This window comes from Psychrobacillus sp. FSL K6-2843 (genome assembly GCF_038626375.1).
Classification (GTDB): Bacteria; Bacillota; Bacilli; order Bacillales_A; family Planococcaceae; genus Psychrobacillus; species Psychrobacillus faecigallinarum.
Genome location: NZ_CP152021.1, coordinates 426658 through 444947, shown reverse-complemented (window position 1 = coordinate 444947; position 18290 = coordinate 426658). Strand labels below are relative to the sequence as shown.

Below are 18290 nucleotides of genomic sequence, written 5' to 3'. Positions count from 1 at the left end.
TGAATATATGATAAGTTCAAATAGACATTATGAAAATATGAGGAGGAAAGGGAATTGGGAATTAAGAAAAATACTACTATTCTAGCTGTGGTCACTTCACTTATGTTCAGTACGACATCCGTTGGTTTGGCAAGTCCAGCATCTGCTAAACAGATTGAAAAACAACTCACCAATACTCAGGTTCAAAGATTACCACAAATACCAGAGAGGTTACTAGTTCCTGAGAATCCTAGCGAAAAAGTTCGAATCATTGTCGAACTCGAGAAGGCTCCGGCAATTGAGACTGCGACAAAAAAAGGAGTTCTCTACAAAAATTTATCTAAGTCAGAAAGAAAGTCTGTCGAATCTGCTATTGAAACAGACCAACGAAATGTAAAGGATAAAGTAAAGAGAGTTTCAAAGAATATACAATACAAAGAAGAATTTAATGCTATATTTAATGGCTTCTCGGCAGAGGTAGATGCTAGAGATGTTGCTGGTATTGGATTGATTGATGGCGTTAAGCGAGTGTATGAATCTACTGAATATGACCGTCCGAAAATAACACCACAGATGGTTCATTCGAAGGAACTTGTACAAGCGCAGCTAGCATGGGAGAAATACTCCTTTAAAGGAGAAGGCATGGTTGTAGGTGTAATTGACACGGGAATTGACCCTAACCACCGCGATATGATTCTTTCTGATGAAAATACGGGGGAAATAACTTCTGCAGAAGTAAGCACATTATTAAGTGATGGCTCTATTGAACCTGGCTTGTATTTCACTCCTAAGGTTCCATTCGGTTATAACTATATGGATGAAAATACAGAAATTCGTGACATTGGTCCCGACGCTTCAATGCATGGGATGCATGTATCCGGTACTGTAGGTGCTAATGGGGATGAAGAAAACGGCGGTATCAAGGGGGTTGCTCCAGAGGTACAGCTTCTTGCACTTAAAGTATTTGGTAACGACCCATTGTTCCCTTCCACATACGGAGATGTATATGTTAAAGCAATGGACGATGCTATTAAGCTAGGCGCGGATGCTTTAAATATGTCTCTTGGATCTACTGCGGGATTTGTTGATAGTAACAGCCCTGAGCAGCAAGCAGTTACTCGTGCACAGGATAATGGTTTACTTGTAGCAATATCTGCAGGTAACTCTGACATGTTTGGTTCAGGTACTTGGTATCCATATGCCTCTAACCAAGACTACGGATTAACAGGTTCTCCTTCTGTTTCGGAAGATTCATTTGGTGTTGCTTCTTACGAAAATGATTCTATCACTGCTTCTAGCTTCCAATATGCTTTTGATGGAGCCGAAAGTGGAAAAGCAATGTTCTTATTAGCAAATGACAAGGACCCTGCTGCTCTTCCTGCCGATTCTTACGAAGTAGTGGAAGCTGGACTCGGTACACCTGAGGACTTCGCTGGTAAAGATGTATCCGGAAAGTTTGCTTTAGTATCCCGAGGTAGTATTTCATTTGTAGAGAAAGGTTTAAATGCTCAAGAAGCAGGTGCTGTAGGAGTTATTATCTATAACAATGCAGAGGGAACTATTAATATGGCTTCCGACCCTGCTATTCGCATTCCATTTATGTCTGCTTTACAAGCTGATGGATTAGCTATCAAAGCTGGCATTGATGCTGGAAAAACTGTCACAGTATCATTTGATGGAGAGTATATTGATACTCCAAACCCTTCTAAAGGTAAAATGAGTTCATTTACTTCTTGGGGACCAACACCTAACTTAGATTTCAAGCCTGAAATTACAGCTCCTGGTGGTAACATTTTTTCAACTTTAAATGATAATAACTATGGATTAATGAGTGGTACATCTATGGCTGCTCCTCATGTTGCTGGTGGTACTGCATTAGTATTGGAACGTGTAAATGAAGAATTTGGATTAACTGGTGCAGAACGTGTTCAGTTTGCTAAAAACCTTATGATGAACACAGCTAAGCCGATTGAGTTAAAAGCTGGAGAATATGTGTCTCCACGTCGTCAAGGGGCTGGGATTATGCAACTTGCAAATGCTTTAGAAACAGATGTATTAGTAACTAATTCATCCACTGGCGAAGCAAAAGTTGCACTAAAAGAAATTAGCGGAAGTCAATTCAACTTCTCTTTAAAAGCTAAAAATTATAGCGATGAGGCTAAAACTTATAACGTCGATGTTCAATTACAAGTAGATCGTCCAGTAAATGCAGGAGCAAACTACGTAACTATTCCTAATAATGAAGCTTATGGCTCCTATGTTTTAGAGGAATCAGATGCTAGCATTTCAGTTCCTGCTACTGTCACGGTTCCTGCAAATGGGGAAACTACCATTCAGGTTTCCGTTGATGCTTCTAACTCTGATTGGTTATACCAATATTTCCCTAATGGCTACTTCATTGATGGTTTCGTACGTTTGACTGACCCATCGGAAGAGACTTCTGGAAATGTACCATTAACTGTCCCATTCTTTGGCTTCAATGGTTCTTGGGATGATGCACCAATCTTTGATGAGTTCCTTTGGGAGGATTTAACTTATTGGGGATTCCAAGCATTAGCTGATGACAAAGGTGACTTTATCAATGGATCTTCTTTAAGCGAAGAATTCGATCCTACTAAATTTGCATTCTCCCCTAACGGAGATGGCACATTAGACAAAGTAATTCCTGTTTATTCTCTAATGCGTAATGTGAAGGACTTCCAAATCAATATATTAGATGCAAATGGTAAGAAACTCCGTACCATTCGTACTGAAAAATATTTAAGAAAACACTACATCTCTACTAATGCATACACGTTCTCTAGCGTTAATGCCTGGGATGGAATGATCAATGGAAAACCTGCTGCAGACGGTCAATATAAGATTCAGCTTAGAGGTGTCATTGATCATGCAGGTGCCGAATGGCAAACTATTGAGTACCCTATTATCTTAGATACAAAGGCTCCTACTGCTGAAATTACATTTGATGCAAAAACAAAAACACTGACCCTTGCTAATGCAAGCGACCAAGGTGTCGGAATCGATCGTATCGAAGTTTACTTAAATGATGAAGAAATTACAGAAGCTGCAACACTTGAGAGCTATGTAGTAGAGCAAGCTAAAACTGGAGATAAGATAACAGTTAAAGTATGGGATATCGCTGGAAACTCTACAGTAGAAGAAATTATTGTAGAAGATGCACCTGAGACTGAACCAGCTCCGGAGGAAGAAACAAAGGAGCCAGTTATCTTTATACAAACACCTGAATTTTTCGGCTACTATCAGACTGGTGATGTTTTAGTAGAAGGAACAGTAGAAGATGACTCTAAGATTAAGTCATTAAAAATCAATGGAGTACCTGCTAGTTCATTTGATGGAAAAGCATTCTCTCATACCTTGTCCTTAAAAGATGGAGTACAAAGTGTAAACGTAGAAGCTATTGATGAATTCGACAATAAAATGGCGATTACTCGCAAAATCATTGTAGACACTCAAAAACCAACTGTAGAAGCTGTGAAGAAATCTCTTCCAAAAGGGAAACTTAATGCTGATGCAGAAAATCCTGTTATTCAAGTGAAGGTTGGAGATAACTTCGACGAAGTGCGTCTGTATCTAAATGATAGCGAAGTCTTCTATAACCCAGTTTCTTCACCATACGCTATGAATGGCTATAGTAAAACTGTAGATGTGGAGCTTCCTTTAGAGGAAGGAAGCAATGAATTTGTATTAAAAGTAGTAGATTTAGTAGGTCATGAATCTACACAAACCATTACAGTTGAAAAGAAAGTGAATGGTAGTGGGAATAGTAACGGAAATGGGAACAGCAATGGTAGCGGCAACGGTAATGGAAATGACAATGGCAATGGTAACGGTAATGGCAAAGGAAAAAGCAATTAAGTTTTAAAATTATAACATTCTATTTTTTTAAGCCAATCATGATTAGTCATGATTGGCTTTTTCATTAGAGCAATCATTCTCTGTTTATTCTTTGAGCCAAGTCACTGGATTTAGACAAATAATTTGAAAAATTCTTAGAAAAAGGCTATGTAGAAATTGTCTACATAGCCTTCTAATTAAATTTTCATCTCTGCGTAATATGCATTTAATTCCTGATAATATTTGTTCAATGAGGAAGTTGAAACGTCAAAAGCTTCTGCAATTTCTTTAACTGTAAAGTTTAATGGCTCAAAGAAACCATTTTCTTGCCCAAATCGGATTGCTCCAGCAGCTATAGCCACTTCTTTTCTTGCATTTGGCTGTTGCTCAAACAAATAATCTTCGACCACTTCTATTAACTTCTTATATTCTCGACTGTTTTTTTCAAGAAAATCCATAGCCTGTTGGAGTACCCCTGCTTCAAAGAATGTGTACTCCCCGCCCTCATAGCCGTTTTCTCCAAGAGCGATCCAAAGCTTCATACCATTCTCTTTTAGGAAAACTTGCTCAGTCTTATCATCGAGTGCTTTAAATTTTTTCGTAAAGTCTTCAAATACTACCTTGTGGTCAGTAGGGAAAAATACAAGACTAGAGACAGCCAAGTAATGACCGTCTCCTTGTCCATCTGGCAGTATAAAACAATATATATGCATTCCAACTGGAACAGGCTTATCATTTTCTCTTCTTAATAAAATTGTTTCATTAGACAATACATGTTTAACGGTCAAGTACTGCTCTTCTACAACAGTTACTTCTCCTACAAATGCACGTGGTTCATTCCAGCTATCCAGTACCTTTAACGTGGAAGGTCTAGCTATTTTCTTTCTTTGTTTTTCTAGATATCCTGTCCAAATATCTATACGCTGGTGAAAGAAGAACTCATCCATTGCTATAGCTTCAATCATTTCTTGCTCCATAAAACTCTTCAAGGATTTGGTCCAATCAGTTGCAAAATCACCGAAAGCAGCATAATCCTTTCTTTCTGGATATTCATCATAGAAGGTTTGTAGCACACGTTCTAATTCTTCGGTTTTTACTTCTTCTATAGAAATAGTCTCTTTAGACTCACAGCACTTTTTATATTTTTTTCCACTACCACATGGACAAGGATCATTTCGTCCTACCATTTAAAACACTTCCTTCTTGTTTACTAAGTGCTTATTTTAACACGAAATACCCCTTAAATTAAAATCTCCTTTGAAATAGTTAAATGGGAATGACTAAAAAACGTAAGTCTATAAAAATCAATTCCGCACTCCGTTCAATTCCTTGGTAAAGAAATAACGAATAAAGTACCCTCTTTTCCATTGCTCGTTACTTCTACTTTGCCACTATGCAAATCAACAATTTCCTTTACAATCGCTAAACCCAAACCAGAACCATCTTTTGTTCGAGAACTATCTATACGATAGAATCGCTCAAAAATCTGGTTTATTTCCTCTACTTCCATACCAATTCCACTATCCTGAAAGGATATATTTACATATTCATTATCTTCTGTAACTCTTATAGAAATTTCTCCATTAGCTATATTATATTTAATAGCATTTGTTAGTACATTATCCCAAACATTTTCCAACAGATCTGCGTCGCCATAAAACATAACTGGTTCCATTTCATAAGAAAGATCAATATTCTGTTCCTCTAGTCGCCATCTATATTTATAAATGACTTCCTTGAGCTGTTCATCTAATCTGAAGTTCGATTTTCTGACAGGTCTCGCAGATTGGTCAAGTGATGTTAATAATAACAATTGCTTAGTCAGATTAGATAATCTTTTCGTTTCCTGTTCAATAACTTGTAGATAGCTTTCTCTTTCTTCCATATTAAGATCAGTTGATTTTAACAAATCCGCATATCCTTGAATATTTAAAAGAGGTGATTGAAAATCATGTGACACATTACTTATAAAAGCCTTTCTGGACTCATCGTTAAGCTCTAGCTGCTTAACCATATTAGAGAAATTTCTAGCTAGTTGCCCAAGCTCATCTTTACGTGTAATGTCTAAATCTACTCGATAGTTCTCTTCCATTACGTGTTTGGTTGCATCATTCAATTGCTTAATCGGTTTAACGAGTTGCTGTGCCAGTACTAGCATCGAAACAAGAATTATTACTGCAAGTGCAAGTAAGAAGCCGAGTAGTAACAGGTGCATGTCAGAGAACAATAACTGATTATTTGGTCGAATAAATAAACCGTAAACCATCCCTTCATGCTCGTAGGGAATACCAACTGTATTACTAACACTATTCGCATAATGATTAAAGATAAAAAGTTTGCCTTGATAATCACGCATACCGTGATAAATATTTCCATTTAATACTTGGAAACGGGTTTCATCGCTTAGCTCCTTGTCCGAAAATGGTTCTCCAAATGAATATTCTTCCCCCTTTTCATTAATGACATAAGCTTGATAGCCCAGCTTAGTAATAGATTCTAAATATTTATCAAAACCTCTTCCGTGCATTTTCTCTAATACAGTAGTGATTTCTATTGCTACTTCAACGTTCTTCTCATCATTTTTTTCTTTAATTTGAATGTTATAAACCAGACTCACAATTAGTAATCCAGCTAAAATACTAATCGTAATAATAAATAAAGTCGCTAATGTATATTGTCTATATAGAGATTTCATTGTCCACTCACATCCAACTTATATCCGAGCCCACGAATCGTTTGAATCTCTATCAAAGCCCCCGCTCGCTCTAATCTTTGCCTTAAACGCTTAATATGGGTATTTAACGTTTGGTCATCTCCTTCATAATCATAGCCCCATACTTTTTCCATTAAATTAGTTCGGGTGAAAACCTGTTCTGGCTTGGAAGATAATACACTTAAAAGCTCAAACTCCTTTAACGGTAGTAAGAGGGTTTGTTTACCTACTGTAACCTCATGGGTAGAGCGATTTATCGTAACGTTTCCACTTACCATAATTGGTTTAAAAGACTTGTCGAGTCTACGTAAGATAACAGCAATTCTATAGAGCAATTCCTTTGGTTCAAAAGGCTTTAACAAATAGTCATCTGATCCTGCTAAAAACCCTTGTTCCTTATCCTCTAAAGCTCCCTTAGCAGTAAGCAATATAACCGGAATATCATATTGATTACTTAAAATTCTCGTTAAAGTAAAGCCATCCATCCCCGGCATCATCACATCAACCACCGCTAAATCAGCCCAACTATCTTTTAATAATGAAAGAGCTTCCTCTCCATTTTTTGCTGCAATCACTTCATAGCCAGCCCTCTTTAAGTGAATCATCACTAGTGTTTGTATATTTAAATCATCATCCACTATTAAAATATTCATTGAAATTCCTCCTTCCCTCTGTACTATCCATATTACTAATTAAATTATACTTTCTATTTTAAAAAGAGGGTTGTTTTGTAAGTTCACCTTACAAACACCCTCTTTTTCGCTTCCTTGGTCTAGCTAGCTTATGTGCCTCACCCTTCGGGGTCAAATCGTAAAAAGCTCCGGTGGCTGGGGGGCGGCCTCCTCGCTTTTCCCCATTTGCCTGTCGGGGCAGAGACAGGCGCTTACGCTTTTCTTGTTATTTTTTATCTTTTTCGTACATAAGTATTAAGGATGGAAGTAGCATTCCTCGTACTAGGAATGTATTGATAATTATTCCTATTGGGATGATAAAGCCAAAGACGAATAAATCTGCTATCGGCATAGTCGTCAATGCTGCAAGAATAATACTCGCTGAAGAGATTACACCCTTAGTAGAAACGCAATCAGTAATAAGTGCAAAATTTTTCGTAGAGTATTTTCTCCTTCAAATTTCCTTCAAAGGGTTAGTGTACATCTGTTATATGAACTCTCTATGAACTTTTCTTCTACTTTTTATTGTTTCTATTCAAATATGAATTATTCAAGTCAAAGTTTAATAATTACTTGTTTAATACTTATGAAGTCATTAGACTGATTGCTTGAGAGGAGAGATTGAAATGGAAAAAACATGGAGTATACGACTAATTCGATTTGCAGCACTATTCGGCCTTATTGGAACTTATCTTGGCTCGCATATGGCTGGTCAGATGGATTACTCATTAAGACCGATTCACGCTCACGTACTTTTAGTAGGGTGGTTATCTGTATTTGCATGGGGCATCTTCTATCAAGTGTTTACAGTAAAGCATAAATGGATGGTTACTTTACAAAGTATAAGTGCCATGATTGGTGCATTAGGTTTAACATTGGGGATGTGGATGTATAATATAAATCCATTCAACCTTAACGAAACATTGGTCATGGTCTTCTTTATCGTTGGAGGAACAATCTTACTTTTTGCATTTTTTATGTTTTTAGTTATCACCTTCTTTACTGAAAAAACAAATAAAGCATAAGGCAAAAAGAAGCTATCTCTGTTTAAACAATCAGTGGTTTTGTATATACAAAAGGTCCTTAAGTAAGTCTTACTTGAAGGACCTTTTTATTATTGCGCTGTATAACCACCATCTAAAACAATTGCTTGACCCGTCATTCCTTTGGCTGAATCACTTGCCAAGTACAAAGCCAAGTCTGTAATTTCTTGAACATCCAACAACCTTCTTTGAGGAACAAGCGGATATAGCACTTCTTCAAGCACCTGCTCTACTTCAATATTCCTTGTCTTTGCTAAATCTTTAAACTGATTGCGTACAAGATTGGTATCTACATAACCTGGACATATTGCATTCACTGTTATTCCATCGGCTGCAGTCTCTAATGCTGCTACCTTCGTTAAGCCGATAACTCCATGCTTAGCCGAATTATATGCGGCCTTTCCAGCAAATCCTATTAATCCATTTATAGAAGCCATGTTAAGAATTCGACCAAACTGTTGTTTTTTCATATATGGTAATGCATGCTTCATCGCTACAAAAGGAGCTGTTAGCATTATTTTTATTAGCAATTCAAACTTCTCTGTTGGGAAATCTTCTATAAACGATACATGTTGCATCCCCGCATTGTTTATCAATATATCTATTCTCCCAAATGATTTTACTGTATATTCTATTGCATTTTTAATGTCCTCTTCTTTCGTTACATCACAGACGATTCCCTTTACTGGCCCATTTAGAGTGAAGACAGCTTCGTCTAATGACTCGCGATCCACATCAGAAATAATCACGCTCGCTCCGGCCTCTAAAAATGCCTTAGCCACATCAAAACCAATTCCTCTGGCAGCCCCAGTTATAAATACAACTTTATCCTTCACTTGAAATCCCCCAATCCTTAAATTGCAGTCCAGCCGCCATCAACTTTTAAGGTTTCTCCTGTAACGAAGTTCGCCATATCAGATGCTAAGTACAGTACTGCACCAGAGATATCCTTCGGCTGAGAAAGTCCTTTTAAGAGAATGCGATTTTCCACATCCTTTTTAAAGGCTTCATCTTCAAACATCTTGGCAGTCAATTCTGTTTCTATAAATGTTGGTGCTACTGCATTAACGTTTATGCCAAGCTTTGCCCACTCAACTGCAAGTGCTTTCGTTAATTGGACTAGACCACCCTTACTAGAACAATATGCTGCTCTATTGTAATAGCCTACAAATGCCATCTGAGATGCTATATTTATAATTTTACCATTTTTTTGTTTACTCATGTATTTAGCCGCTGCCTGACTTGTAAAGAACACAGATTTTAAGTTTAAGTCTAAGACAGTATCCCAGTCAGCCTCTGTTACTTCTAAGGCAGGCTTTGCAATATTTACTCCTGCATTATTTATAAGTATATCTATTGTTCCAAATTCTTTTGCAGTCGTTTCAATTAGATTTTTAATGTTCTCGATTATACTTAAATCTCCTTGCACTGCCATACATCGATTATTATATTTTTTTAGTTCTTTCAGCGTTTCCTCTAACACCTGATTATCTCGACCAGAAATTACAACATTTGCTTTTAACTTAGCAAATGTCAGGGCTATATCTTTCCCTATCCCTTTACTACCGCCAGTTACGATTACTGTTTTATGCTCTAATTCTGAAAAGAAGTTATTCATTGCTACCTCCTAACTTCAAGTCACCCTTAAGAAAATGAATAAGCATTTGTTCACGTTCCACATTTTTTAACATAGAGAATTGCTCGTCCCATGAATAGAACCCTTCACCACTCTTATCTCCAAACTTATTCTCTTCCACTAACTGTGTGAGCACGCGACCAGATTTTTGATCGGTACTCAAGTCCTCAAATAGATAATTTGAAATAGCTGAAAAAACATCAAGCCCTCCCATATCTGCTGTCATTAATGGACCAGTTACCGGAAGACGACGCCCTATGCTATAAGTTACTGCAGCATCTATGTCCTCTTTAGACGCTACACCTGTATCAAGTAGTGATTGGGCTTCTCGAAATAACGCATACTGTAAACGATTTCCTATAAACCCTGGTATCTCTCTATTCAATAATACTGGTTTCTTATTCATATGTTGTAGTACCTGCATAGCTCGCTGAACTGTACCATTATCCGTCTTTTCACCTTTTACGACTTCAACTAGCGGGATTAGATGACCGGGATTCCAAAAGTGAGTTACAACAAAACGATTAGGGTAATCCATTCCCTCTGCTAGCAAACTTGGCATGAAGCCAGAGGTATTGCTTGCAATAATTACGTCTTTATCAACTAGTTCCTCTAATTTTTTGTACATGCCCTTTTTAAGATCTAGTACTTCAGGTATGACTTCAATAATAAAGGTTGCTTCTTTTACAACCTCTTCTAGAGAAGGAGATAACACAATGAGGTCCATAATGCGTGACGCTTCTTTTTCATCAAACAATTCATTATCCTTCATCACTTTTAATTTATTGTGGAGACCTTTTTTAGCAATCTCTAAGTCCTGTTCACTAACTCCATATACCTTTACCTGCATGCCTGCCCAAGCTGCGGATAGAGCGATAGAGTGCCCCATCGTTCCACAACCTAAAATTGATACGATTTCCATTTGTTCACACCCCTTAATTGTTTCTATAACAATCAATACCCAACAAACATCATACCTATGTTTGTCGGGTATTATAATGTATTATTAAATCCCTACTCCAAAGGAGAATAGAATTACGGCTAATATTACACCGAGAATCGGTACAACAACTGTTAAAGCACCAAAGGCCGGGTAAGCATCCTTATGCGTTTCTCCACAGATAGATCGAATAGTAGTAACAACATAGCCTCCTTGTGGCAACGAATCTAGAGACCCAGAAGAAATGGCAACGGATCTGTGAAGGGCTTCTGCATTTACGCCTAGGTCTAAATAATGTGGGGCCAAAAGAGGTAAGGCTATAGCTTGTCCACCCGAAGATGATCCCGTTAAACCTGCAATAACCGCCACAGCAACTGCTCCACCAATCAGTGGACTACCTGGAATAGATGTCATTACATCAACCGCCGATTCAAATGCTGGGGTTGCCTTTACTACACCCCCAAAACCTACAACAGCAGCAGTATTTGCAATGGCGATTACAGCTCCCATTGCCCCTTCTGCAACAGCTCCACCGAAATTATGAAAATACTTTTTATTTAACAGGTAGGTAGCAAGAATACCACCAGACAATGCAATGATTAATGCTGACGTTTCAAGCTCTTTATGTAAGAAAAACGAGATGATTAACACTACGCCTAAAGGAACCATACTTAGTAAAGGATTTGGCAACTCTTTACGAGCAACCGTCGTTACATCTGATTCCCTGCTAACAAACTTTTCTCCATTAGACATTGCTTTTTTAATCATTTTTTTCAGCCACCAATAACCAAATGCCATCATGAAAACAGCTACAATAAAACTTACTTCCCATCCTGCATAAGGCGATGTCTTTAAAAATTGAATAGGAATCCAGTTTTGAATTTCTGGTGATCCCGCTGAAGTCATAGTAAAGGTTGTAGAACCAAAACCAAGTGCTGCCGGTATAAACCTTCTTGGCAAATCCGCTTGTTTAAATAAACTTAAAGCCATTGGATAAACGGAGAATGCCACGACAAACAAACTAACTCCCCCATAAGTTAAAACAGCACAGGCAATCACTACAGCTAACGCTGCACGTTTAATACCTATTTTACTGACGATCCATTGGGACACACTATCTGCTGCCCCGCTATCCTCCATGACTTTACCAAAAATGGCACCAGCTAAGAACATTAGCCACCAAGATGCTATGAAGCTAGTAAACCCTCCCATGTAATTAGTTAAGAAATTGGCAGCACCTTCCTCTACAAGCTGTGGAAACAACGGAAGCCCATTAAATACCCCAACTAGCAGAGCTGTTAGTGGTGCGGCAATGAGAAGGTTCATCCCCTTCATAGTTAAATAAATCAATAAAGCTAGCCCACCGAATAACCCTATGAGACCTAACATACTTTCTCCCCCTAAACCCCTAAGAATTATTTATTTCCGTATCTTCTTACTCTTAGTAACGCCTGCTCAGCATGTCCAGCAAAGTTCTCTAACTGACATAAGCGTGCAGCATACTCCCCTATATATGCACTTGCCTCTGGTGTTACTTTTTGATAGGTTACTGTTTTAATAAACTTACCTACCCATAAACCGCCCGTATATCTTGCCGCACCCTTAGTCGGTAACGTATGATTCGTACCAATTACTTTATCCCCATAGGCCACATTTGTTTCTGGTCCTAAGAAAAGACAGCCATAGTTCGTCATATTTTCTAAGAAGTAGTTTGGGTCCTCTGTTAAGATTTCTACATGTTCAAATGCCAGACGGTCTGCCTCCACTCGTGCTTCCTCAATAGAATCTACAAGTAAGATTTGTCCGTAATCCTCCCACGATACTCTAGCAACATCTGCTGTAGGCAAAACTTGTAGCTGGCGTTCAATTTCTTTCAAAGTTTCTTCTGCAAGTTTCTCCGATGTTGTTATTAAAGCACCCGGAGAGGTCGGACCATGTTCTCCTTGACCAAGAATATCTGTAGCAACCATCTCAGCGTCCGCTGTATGGTCTGCCACCACTAACGTTTCAGTCGGACCAGCAAATAAGTCAATTCCCACACGTCCATAAAGCTGACGTTTTGCCTCTGCAACAAATGCATTACCCGGCCCTACGATCATATCTACTGCTTTGATAGATTCTGTTCCAATGGCCATGGCTGCCATAGCTTGAATACCACCTAGCAAGTAAATTTCATCTGCACCAGCTAAAGACATAGCAGCAATAGTGGCATGTGGAATTTCCCCGTTAATCGGCGGGGTACATGCGATTACTCGTTTTACACCTGCAACTTTTGCAGTTAAAACACTCATATGAGCCGAAGCCACCATTGGGTAACGTCCTCCAGGAATATAGCAACCCACACTATTGACTGGTATATTTTTATGTCCTAAAGTAACTCCTGGTATATTTTCTACTTCCACATCATGCATGGATGCTAGTTGTGCCTCAGCAAATTCACGTATATTTTTTTGGGCAAATTTTATATCCTCTAATACCTCTGAAGGTACTTTAGCTACGATTTCTTCAATTTGTTTTGTGGATAAACGAAATGATTTTGGTGACCACTTATCAAACTTATCTGATAATTCACGAACTGCTTGATCTCCTCTTGTTTCTACATCCTGTAAGGCTTCTGAAACTATTTGTGATACCTTTAAATCATTCGCACTTACCTCTTCTTGTGACTTTCCGGCCTTTATTACTTTAACCATTTGTTCTTCCTCCCCTTTGTTTGAAAACGCATTCAAAATAATCCATTTTATTTTTGCATACGTATGCAAAAATATATACAAATAAGATTATTCTAAAAAAATCAATTAGTCAACTATTATATGTCGAATTTCGTACAATTAACCTTCCATCAATCTCTATATTTTTGGTGAAACCAGAGTATTCGTTGATTTCTGCGGTTAAATAATCAACTGTTCTTTTGACCATTTCATTTATTGGCTGCTCCCATGTTGTTAAGCTATACGATGGCCAAGCAGACATCTCAATATTATCGAAGCCAACAACCTTCACTTCATCTGGAACAGATATTTGATGTTTTTTTAAAGCATCAATCACACCCAGAGCCATAATATCATTCGCTACAAATATTGCCTCCGGTATTTTACCTTGAGAAACTATTTCCTCAATTGTTTCGTACCCGCCTTCATATGTATAATCGGAAATATATTTTTTATATTTCACTTTATTTTCTTCTAATACCGTTACAAAACCTTTCTCACGCTCTTTACTAGTTGATGTATTTTCATTACCCGAAATATAAATCATATTAGAGCAACCCGTCTTCAATAAGTACTGTGCAATCTGTTTACTTGCCTCTAAATTGTTACAGCAAACAGAAAAAAATTTATTACCAACAATTTTTCTATTAAATAACACTAAAGGAATTCTGTTGTTAAATAGATCTTCGTTAGCCTGTAAGGACAACGTTGCGTCAGTAATAATAACACCCGCAACATTATAATTAAGTAATGTATCGATATCATCTTTTTGAATCTCATCGTTATTCGTATACACAAACAAAATACTGTAGCCTAACTTTTTAAATGCGGTTGTAAATTGTTTTAAAACCTGGGGATAAAAAGGGTTTTGAACTCCCTTCATAACTAGACCAATTATCTTCGTTCTATTTGTTATTAGGCTACGAGCAAATTCATTCGGTCTATAACCCAATTCTTTTGCAGCAGCTAACACCTTCTCACGAGTCTTTTGAGATACAGTCGCTCCTTCAAAATACACACGTGAGACAGAAGATTGAGAAACGCCAGCAAGCTTTGCCACGTCCTTTGCAGTAATTCCTTGTTTCACCTTACTCACTACCTTCTTAAAAATATTACTTATTTCAAACTATACAATGAGATTATATTTTTGGAAATAATAAACACTAATCTTCTTTTAAAGTTTAGTGTTTACTAACGAACTCAATCTTCTACTTCCTTACCTCCCTTAAAAAACAAAGAGCCTCCTACCAAAAGGACCCCACTAAAGAGAAATACTCCAATCATCCCGACAGAGCCACCAATTACGCCAAAAAAAGCTGGTGCGATTAATTGAAATAGACGATTAATAGTTATTCGTAGGCCTAAAACTTCTCCCGTACGTTCGGGCGGGGATGCATTATAAGTTGTTGTCATAGATATAGGCTGTCCACATCCAAGACCTAATCCCATCATAATAGCGAGAAAAGCAATAATGATGGAGGAACTAGTTAAAGGCAACAATAAAAAGGCAACCCCTGCAACAAATATAGATACAAATAATATAAATTCTCTCTTGTATATTTCTAATAGCTTAGGCAACACAAAACGAACAAACATAGTTGCCAACCCTTGTAGAGCAATTATCCATCCTATAGTTGAGGTAGACAAATTCATTTGTTTCCCTAGTAACGGAAAATATGCAACAAATATGTCCTTTGAATATAAAACCAAGGCACTTGAAAACAAAGCCTTTCGTATAAGCGGGCTTTCTAGAAGCTTTATCGAATCCATCATTTTAGTAGGGGTACTATGTATTTGACGCTCTACCTTGGGGATTCTTAGGGAAAAGACAATCCCTGCTAGTCCAATCCCTACACACGAAATGTATACAATTCGAAAGGAAATATGTTCCGACAAGTACCCCCCCATTAGAGGTCCTACTACCGCTCCAAATGCAACACAGAGACTAAACATGCTGAAATAATAATCCCTATTTTTTTTGGTTGTTTGATGTCCCAATTGATTTTGCAAAGCAATAGGAATACTAATATTTCCTATTCCTAAAAGCAGCTGACTTGCAAACAAAGACCAAATAGTAGAATAAACGGCAGGAACAATCATACCGGCAATCAAGCTGACAAAGCCTATAATAATGGGAAGCCTATCCCCTATCTTGTCTATAATTTTTCCGGCATGGATCGAAAATAATAATGGCAAAAAAGCAAATGTGGAAGTTAAAATACCAATGATCCAAATAGATGCTCCATACTCATCTGCGGAAAGAGTAATGACCGGTCTAGTTGCGTTTACTACAGTATGAAACAAGAATATTAACAATAAGACTCCTTTAAGATTCATTTATCCCCCTCCATCCATAGAAAGTAATTATTCAATATTATACCAATACAATACTCTGAAACAAAAAATCATTTAGAACTCTGCTTGAATGTACTCCTAGGTATTGGGTTCAACTATGGATTCACTGCTTACCGTTTGATAAAATAAATATGGTAACACAATACATATCTATCACTTAAAATTACTGAAAGAAAGGAATAATAATATGGATGAATTGACAAAGGAAATTATGAAATTCAATGAAGAAAGAGGCTGGGGTAGCAATACAGATGGTCGTGCTCGTAGTCTGGCTATATCTGTTTCATTAGAGGCAAGTGAGCTCTTAGAGCACTTTCAATGGCTTTCCTCTGAAGAAGCTATAGCAAATAATAAACAAGGTATTGAAGAAGAGGCAGCAGATGTTTTAATATACCTTTTACAGCTGGCGAACTTATTAGATATAGATTTAAAGGAAGCTGCAAAAAAGAAAATCCAGAAGAATGCGTTAAAATACCCTATACCTAACTAAAGTTGATCTACCACTATGAGATAAAATGTATAGTGGTAGTTTTTATATTAAATCTACTCATTAAACGTATGGATTACCTCTTGAACTAATGACCAAATCTCATAGTTATAATCAGGATCTACTATATACCAATACTGTATATCTCTTATAAAAGCTTGTTTTTCTTCTAGTGTTGCCTCTTGAAGAAATTGACGCATCCTTAATAACTCTTTTGCATCACTATTTCGACTCTCCAAAAATTCATATCTTTCTCCACTATTTTTCCCTATAACACCCAATCCATCAAAGGTAGTGATAACTACTTTATCCTCCCGTTTCCGCTTCGCTGAAGTAATAGTAGTAATAACATCTACCTTTTCTCCTAAAGGATAGATGTTTTTTAATGCAGAGAAAACTTTTTCTTGTTTTATTTTCCATGAAAATGGAAGATCGGCTATATATTCATCTAGTATTGCCTTTTCTTGTTCTTTATTTGAAATAGTACTTAATTGCTCAAGCATTTCAGCATGGGGTACTGAAAATACTAGACTAATAAATCTCTGGAAATTGTCTGCTAAATAACGTATTGGTGGGTCGTTAGTAGGTGAAATGCATACAATAGAAGCTTTCATTAAATCGGTAGTTTTATGAAAGTCGGTCAGAAAACCAAAATGAATCCCTCCCCCTCCACTTTCAGCAAACGGTATTAAATCAGGTGGTGTGATTGAGTAAGGAGAAGGCTCGGTAACTGGTCTGAACCCAATCATATCTAAAGATAAATTTTCCTTAGTGAGATTCCTCTCTAACTGAATCAGCTGCAAGATTTCTTTCGGAATTAAGTAATTTCCATAAGCTACTTTTAAGTCATCAGACATAATCTTTGCTCCCTCTACATAATATTTATTAATTACCTATTCTAGAAACTTTACAAATACCCTTTCTAACATTTTTGCTTATACCAACAACAAATCACAAATAGGAGGATCTATTATGAAAACAGCAAAACTATTAATTGCATTTACAGCAGTTAGTCTTTTAAGCACTACATTTACTGGTGTTACCGAGGCTACAACCAAAGAAAATACTAAGGTTACCCAAACAGTTACGCAAAACACCAAAATACTAACAGAGAAAATAGCAATTGATTTAGCAGCTAAATATCATGAGGCATATCTATTCGTTAGTAGTGGCGGGGGGTATAAAGATAGAGAATATAATACTTTTCTTTACAATGACTTCGCTTATCGGTACCTATCCAGTAAGATTGATACAAAGACTAAGCTCTTGAAGTACTTAACTCAAACTATGACCTCAAAAGCAGCGGAACAGTTTATAAAGGATTTAGAAATCCTGGAGTATAAAGGAAAACTTGCTCAAAAAGAAGCCGACATGGGGTCCCAAGAGAAATGGGAAAAAGCTACAGCAGAAATTATTAAGAAAGATTCCGATAAAGCTAAATATCGACTAACTGTTCCCTTTGGGGAAGACGCTGATAAAACAACCTACGTTGTAGAGTATCAATTTGTTGAAAAGGTTGGCTGGCGTATTAGCAAGCAGCCAGCTGTTGATCTTGACATCCCAGATAAAGCAAATCCCATTAATATTCTTTTCACCAACCTTTTAAACAACCCACAAATTTCTCAGAAACAGCTATTGCCAACTTCTTATTTTGATGTAAATGAATTTAAGACGGGTATAAAAAAAATAGAGTTATCAAAGCTTAAAGAGGTAGATAGGGGATCTTACCACGTAGAGTTTGTTGCCACAATTTTCGTTGAACTCGAAAAAGACTATAATGGCCCCTTAGTCTCTGGTGAAAATAGAATGTATTTTATCGTGGAGCCCAATGGATATATGGACTTTAAAATTCATCAGGCCGGGCTTATTAGTATGTATTAAGAGAAATTAGCGAAGAGAC

Annotated in this window: 15 protein-coding genes and 1 pseudogene; 4 read left to right on the top strand and 12 right to left on the bottom strand. The window is 37.2% G+C overall.

The window, feature by feature from the left end:
- The first annotated feature begins 54 nt into the window (after window positions 1–54).
- Window positions 55–3855, top strand: coding sequence for a S8 family serine peptidase (locus MKY94_RS02210; protein WP_186318164.1), 3801 nt, complete (start codon window positions 55–57; stop codon window positions 3853–3855).
- A 176-nt stretch (window positions 3856–4031) separates the two neighbouring features.
- Here MKY94_RS02210 and MKY94_RS02205 read toward each other — a convergent pair whose 3' ends face one another.
- The 4 genes and pseudogenes from MKY94_RS02205 to MKY94_RS02190 all read right to left on the bottom strand — a co-directional run.
- Window positions 4032–5021: an SEC-C domain-containing protein gene (locus MKY94_RS02205; protein WP_144538546.1), complete on the bottom strand. Its 990-nt coding sequence runs from the start codon at window positions 5019–5021 to the stop codon at window positions 4032–4034.
- 134 nt (window positions 5022–5155) lie between these two features.
- A complete protein-coding gene (locus MKY94_RS02200; RefSeq protein ID WP_144538545.1) occupies window positions 5156–6529 on the bottom strand; it encodes a HAMP domain-containing sensor histidine kinase in 1374 nt (457 codons plus the stop codon).
- Window positions 6526–7200 (bottom strand): response regulator transcription factor, encoded by a 675-nt coding sequence (locus tag MKY94_RS02195; RefSeq protein WP_144538544.1) that lies wholly within the window; start codon window positions 7198–7200, stop codon window positions 6526–6528. The genes MKY94_RS02200 and MKY94_RS02195 overlap by 4 nt, the downstream gene beginning before the upstream one ends.
- A gap of 244 nt (window positions 7201–7444) precedes the next feature.
- Window positions 7445–7624: pseudogene (locus tag MKY94_RS02190) on the bottom strand (hypothetical protein); the annotation flags it as partial.
- Window positions 7625–7844: 220 nt separating this feature from the next.
- Between MKY94_RS02190 and MKY94_RS02185 the strand changes: the two are divergent.
- On the top strand, window positions 7845–8243 hold the full coding sequence (locus MKY94_RS02185) for a hypothetical protein (protein ID WP_144538543.1): 399 nt from the start codon (window positions 7845–7847) through the stop codon (window positions 8241–8243).
- An 89-nt stretch (window positions 8244–8332) separates the two neighbouring features.
- Here MKY94_RS02185 and MKY94_RS02180 read toward each other — a convergent pair whose 3' ends face one another.
- From MKY94_RS02180 to MKY94_RS02150, 7 genes are all read right to left on the bottom strand, one after another.
- Window positions 8333–9097, bottom strand: coding sequence for a 3-hydroxybutyrate dehydrogenase (locus tag MKY94_RS02180; RefSeq protein WP_144538542.1), 765 nt, complete (start codon window positions 9095–9097; stop codon window positions 8333–8335).
- Between the two features lie 17 nt (window positions 9098–9114).
- On the bottom strand, window positions 9115–9879 hold the full coding sequence (locus MKY94_RS02175) for a 3-oxoacyl-ACP reductase family protein (RefSeq protein WP_144538541.1): 765 nt from the start codon (window positions 9877–9879) through the stop codon (window positions 9115–9117).
- Window positions 9872–10819: a 3-hydroxyacyl-CoA dehydrogenase NAD-binding domain-containing protein gene (locus MKY94_RS02170; RefSeq protein ID WP_144538540.1), complete on the bottom strand. Its 948-nt coding sequence runs from the start codon at window positions 10817–10819 to the stop codon at window positions 9872–9874. The genes MKY94_RS02175 and MKY94_RS02170 overlap by 8 nt, the downstream gene beginning before the upstream one ends.
- 84 nt (window positions 10820–10903) lie before the next feature.
- Window positions 10904–12226: an SLC13 family permease gene (locus tag MKY94_RS02165; RefSeq protein ID WP_144538539.1), complete on the bottom strand. Its 1323-nt coding sequence runs from the start codon at window positions 12224–12226 to the stop codon at window positions 10904–10906.
- 26 nt (window positions 12227–12252) lie between these two features.
- On the bottom strand, window positions 12253–13530 hold the full coding sequence (hisD, locus tag MKY94_RS02160; RefSeq protein WP_144538538.1) for a histidinol dehydrogenase: 1278 nt from the start codon (window positions 13528–13530) through the stop codon (window positions 12253–12255).
- Window positions 13531–13639: 109 nt separating this feature from the next.
- The gene (locus MKY94_RS02155) at window positions 13640–14635 is read right to left on the bottom strand and encodes a LacI family DNA-binding transcriptional regulator (protein WP_225321731.1); all 996 of its coding nucleotides are present in this window, start codon (window positions 14633–14635) and stop codon (window positions 13640–13642) included.
- A gap of 113 nt (window positions 14636–14748) precedes the next feature.
- Complete coding sequence (locus MKY94_RS02150; RefSeq protein ID WP_144538536.1) at window positions 14749–15885, bottom strand: MFS transporter; 1137 nt, start codon at window positions 15883–15885, stop codon at window positions 14749–14751.
- A 205-nt stretch (window positions 15886–16090) separates the two neighbouring features.
- On the opposite strand from MKY94_RS02150, the gene MKY94_RS02145 reads away from it, so the two are divergent.
- On the top strand, window positions 16091–16393 hold the full coding sequence (locus MKY94_RS02145; protein ID WP_144538535.1) for a nucleotide pyrophosphohydrolase: 303 nt from the start codon (window positions 16091–16093) through the stop codon (window positions 16391–16393).
- A gap of 53 nt (window positions 16394–16446) precedes the next feature.
- Here MKY94_RS02145 and MKY94_RS02140 read toward each other — a convergent pair whose 3' ends face one another.
- A complete protein-coding gene (locus tag MKY94_RS02140) occupies window positions 16447–17247 on the bottom strand; it encodes a hypothetical protein (protein ID WP_144538534.1) in 801 nt (266 codons plus the stop codon).
- A 115-nt stretch (window positions 17248–17362) separates the two neighbouring features.
- Here MKY94_RS02140 and MKY94_RS02135 point away from each other — a divergent pair, with 115 nt between their 5' ends.
- Entirely contained in the window at window positions 17363–18271 is a 909-nt protein-coding gene (locus tag MKY94_RS02135) for a DL-endopeptidase inhibitor IseA family protein (protein ID WP_144538533.1), read from the top strand.
- The last annotated feature ends 19 nt before the right edge of the window (window positions 18272–18290 follow it).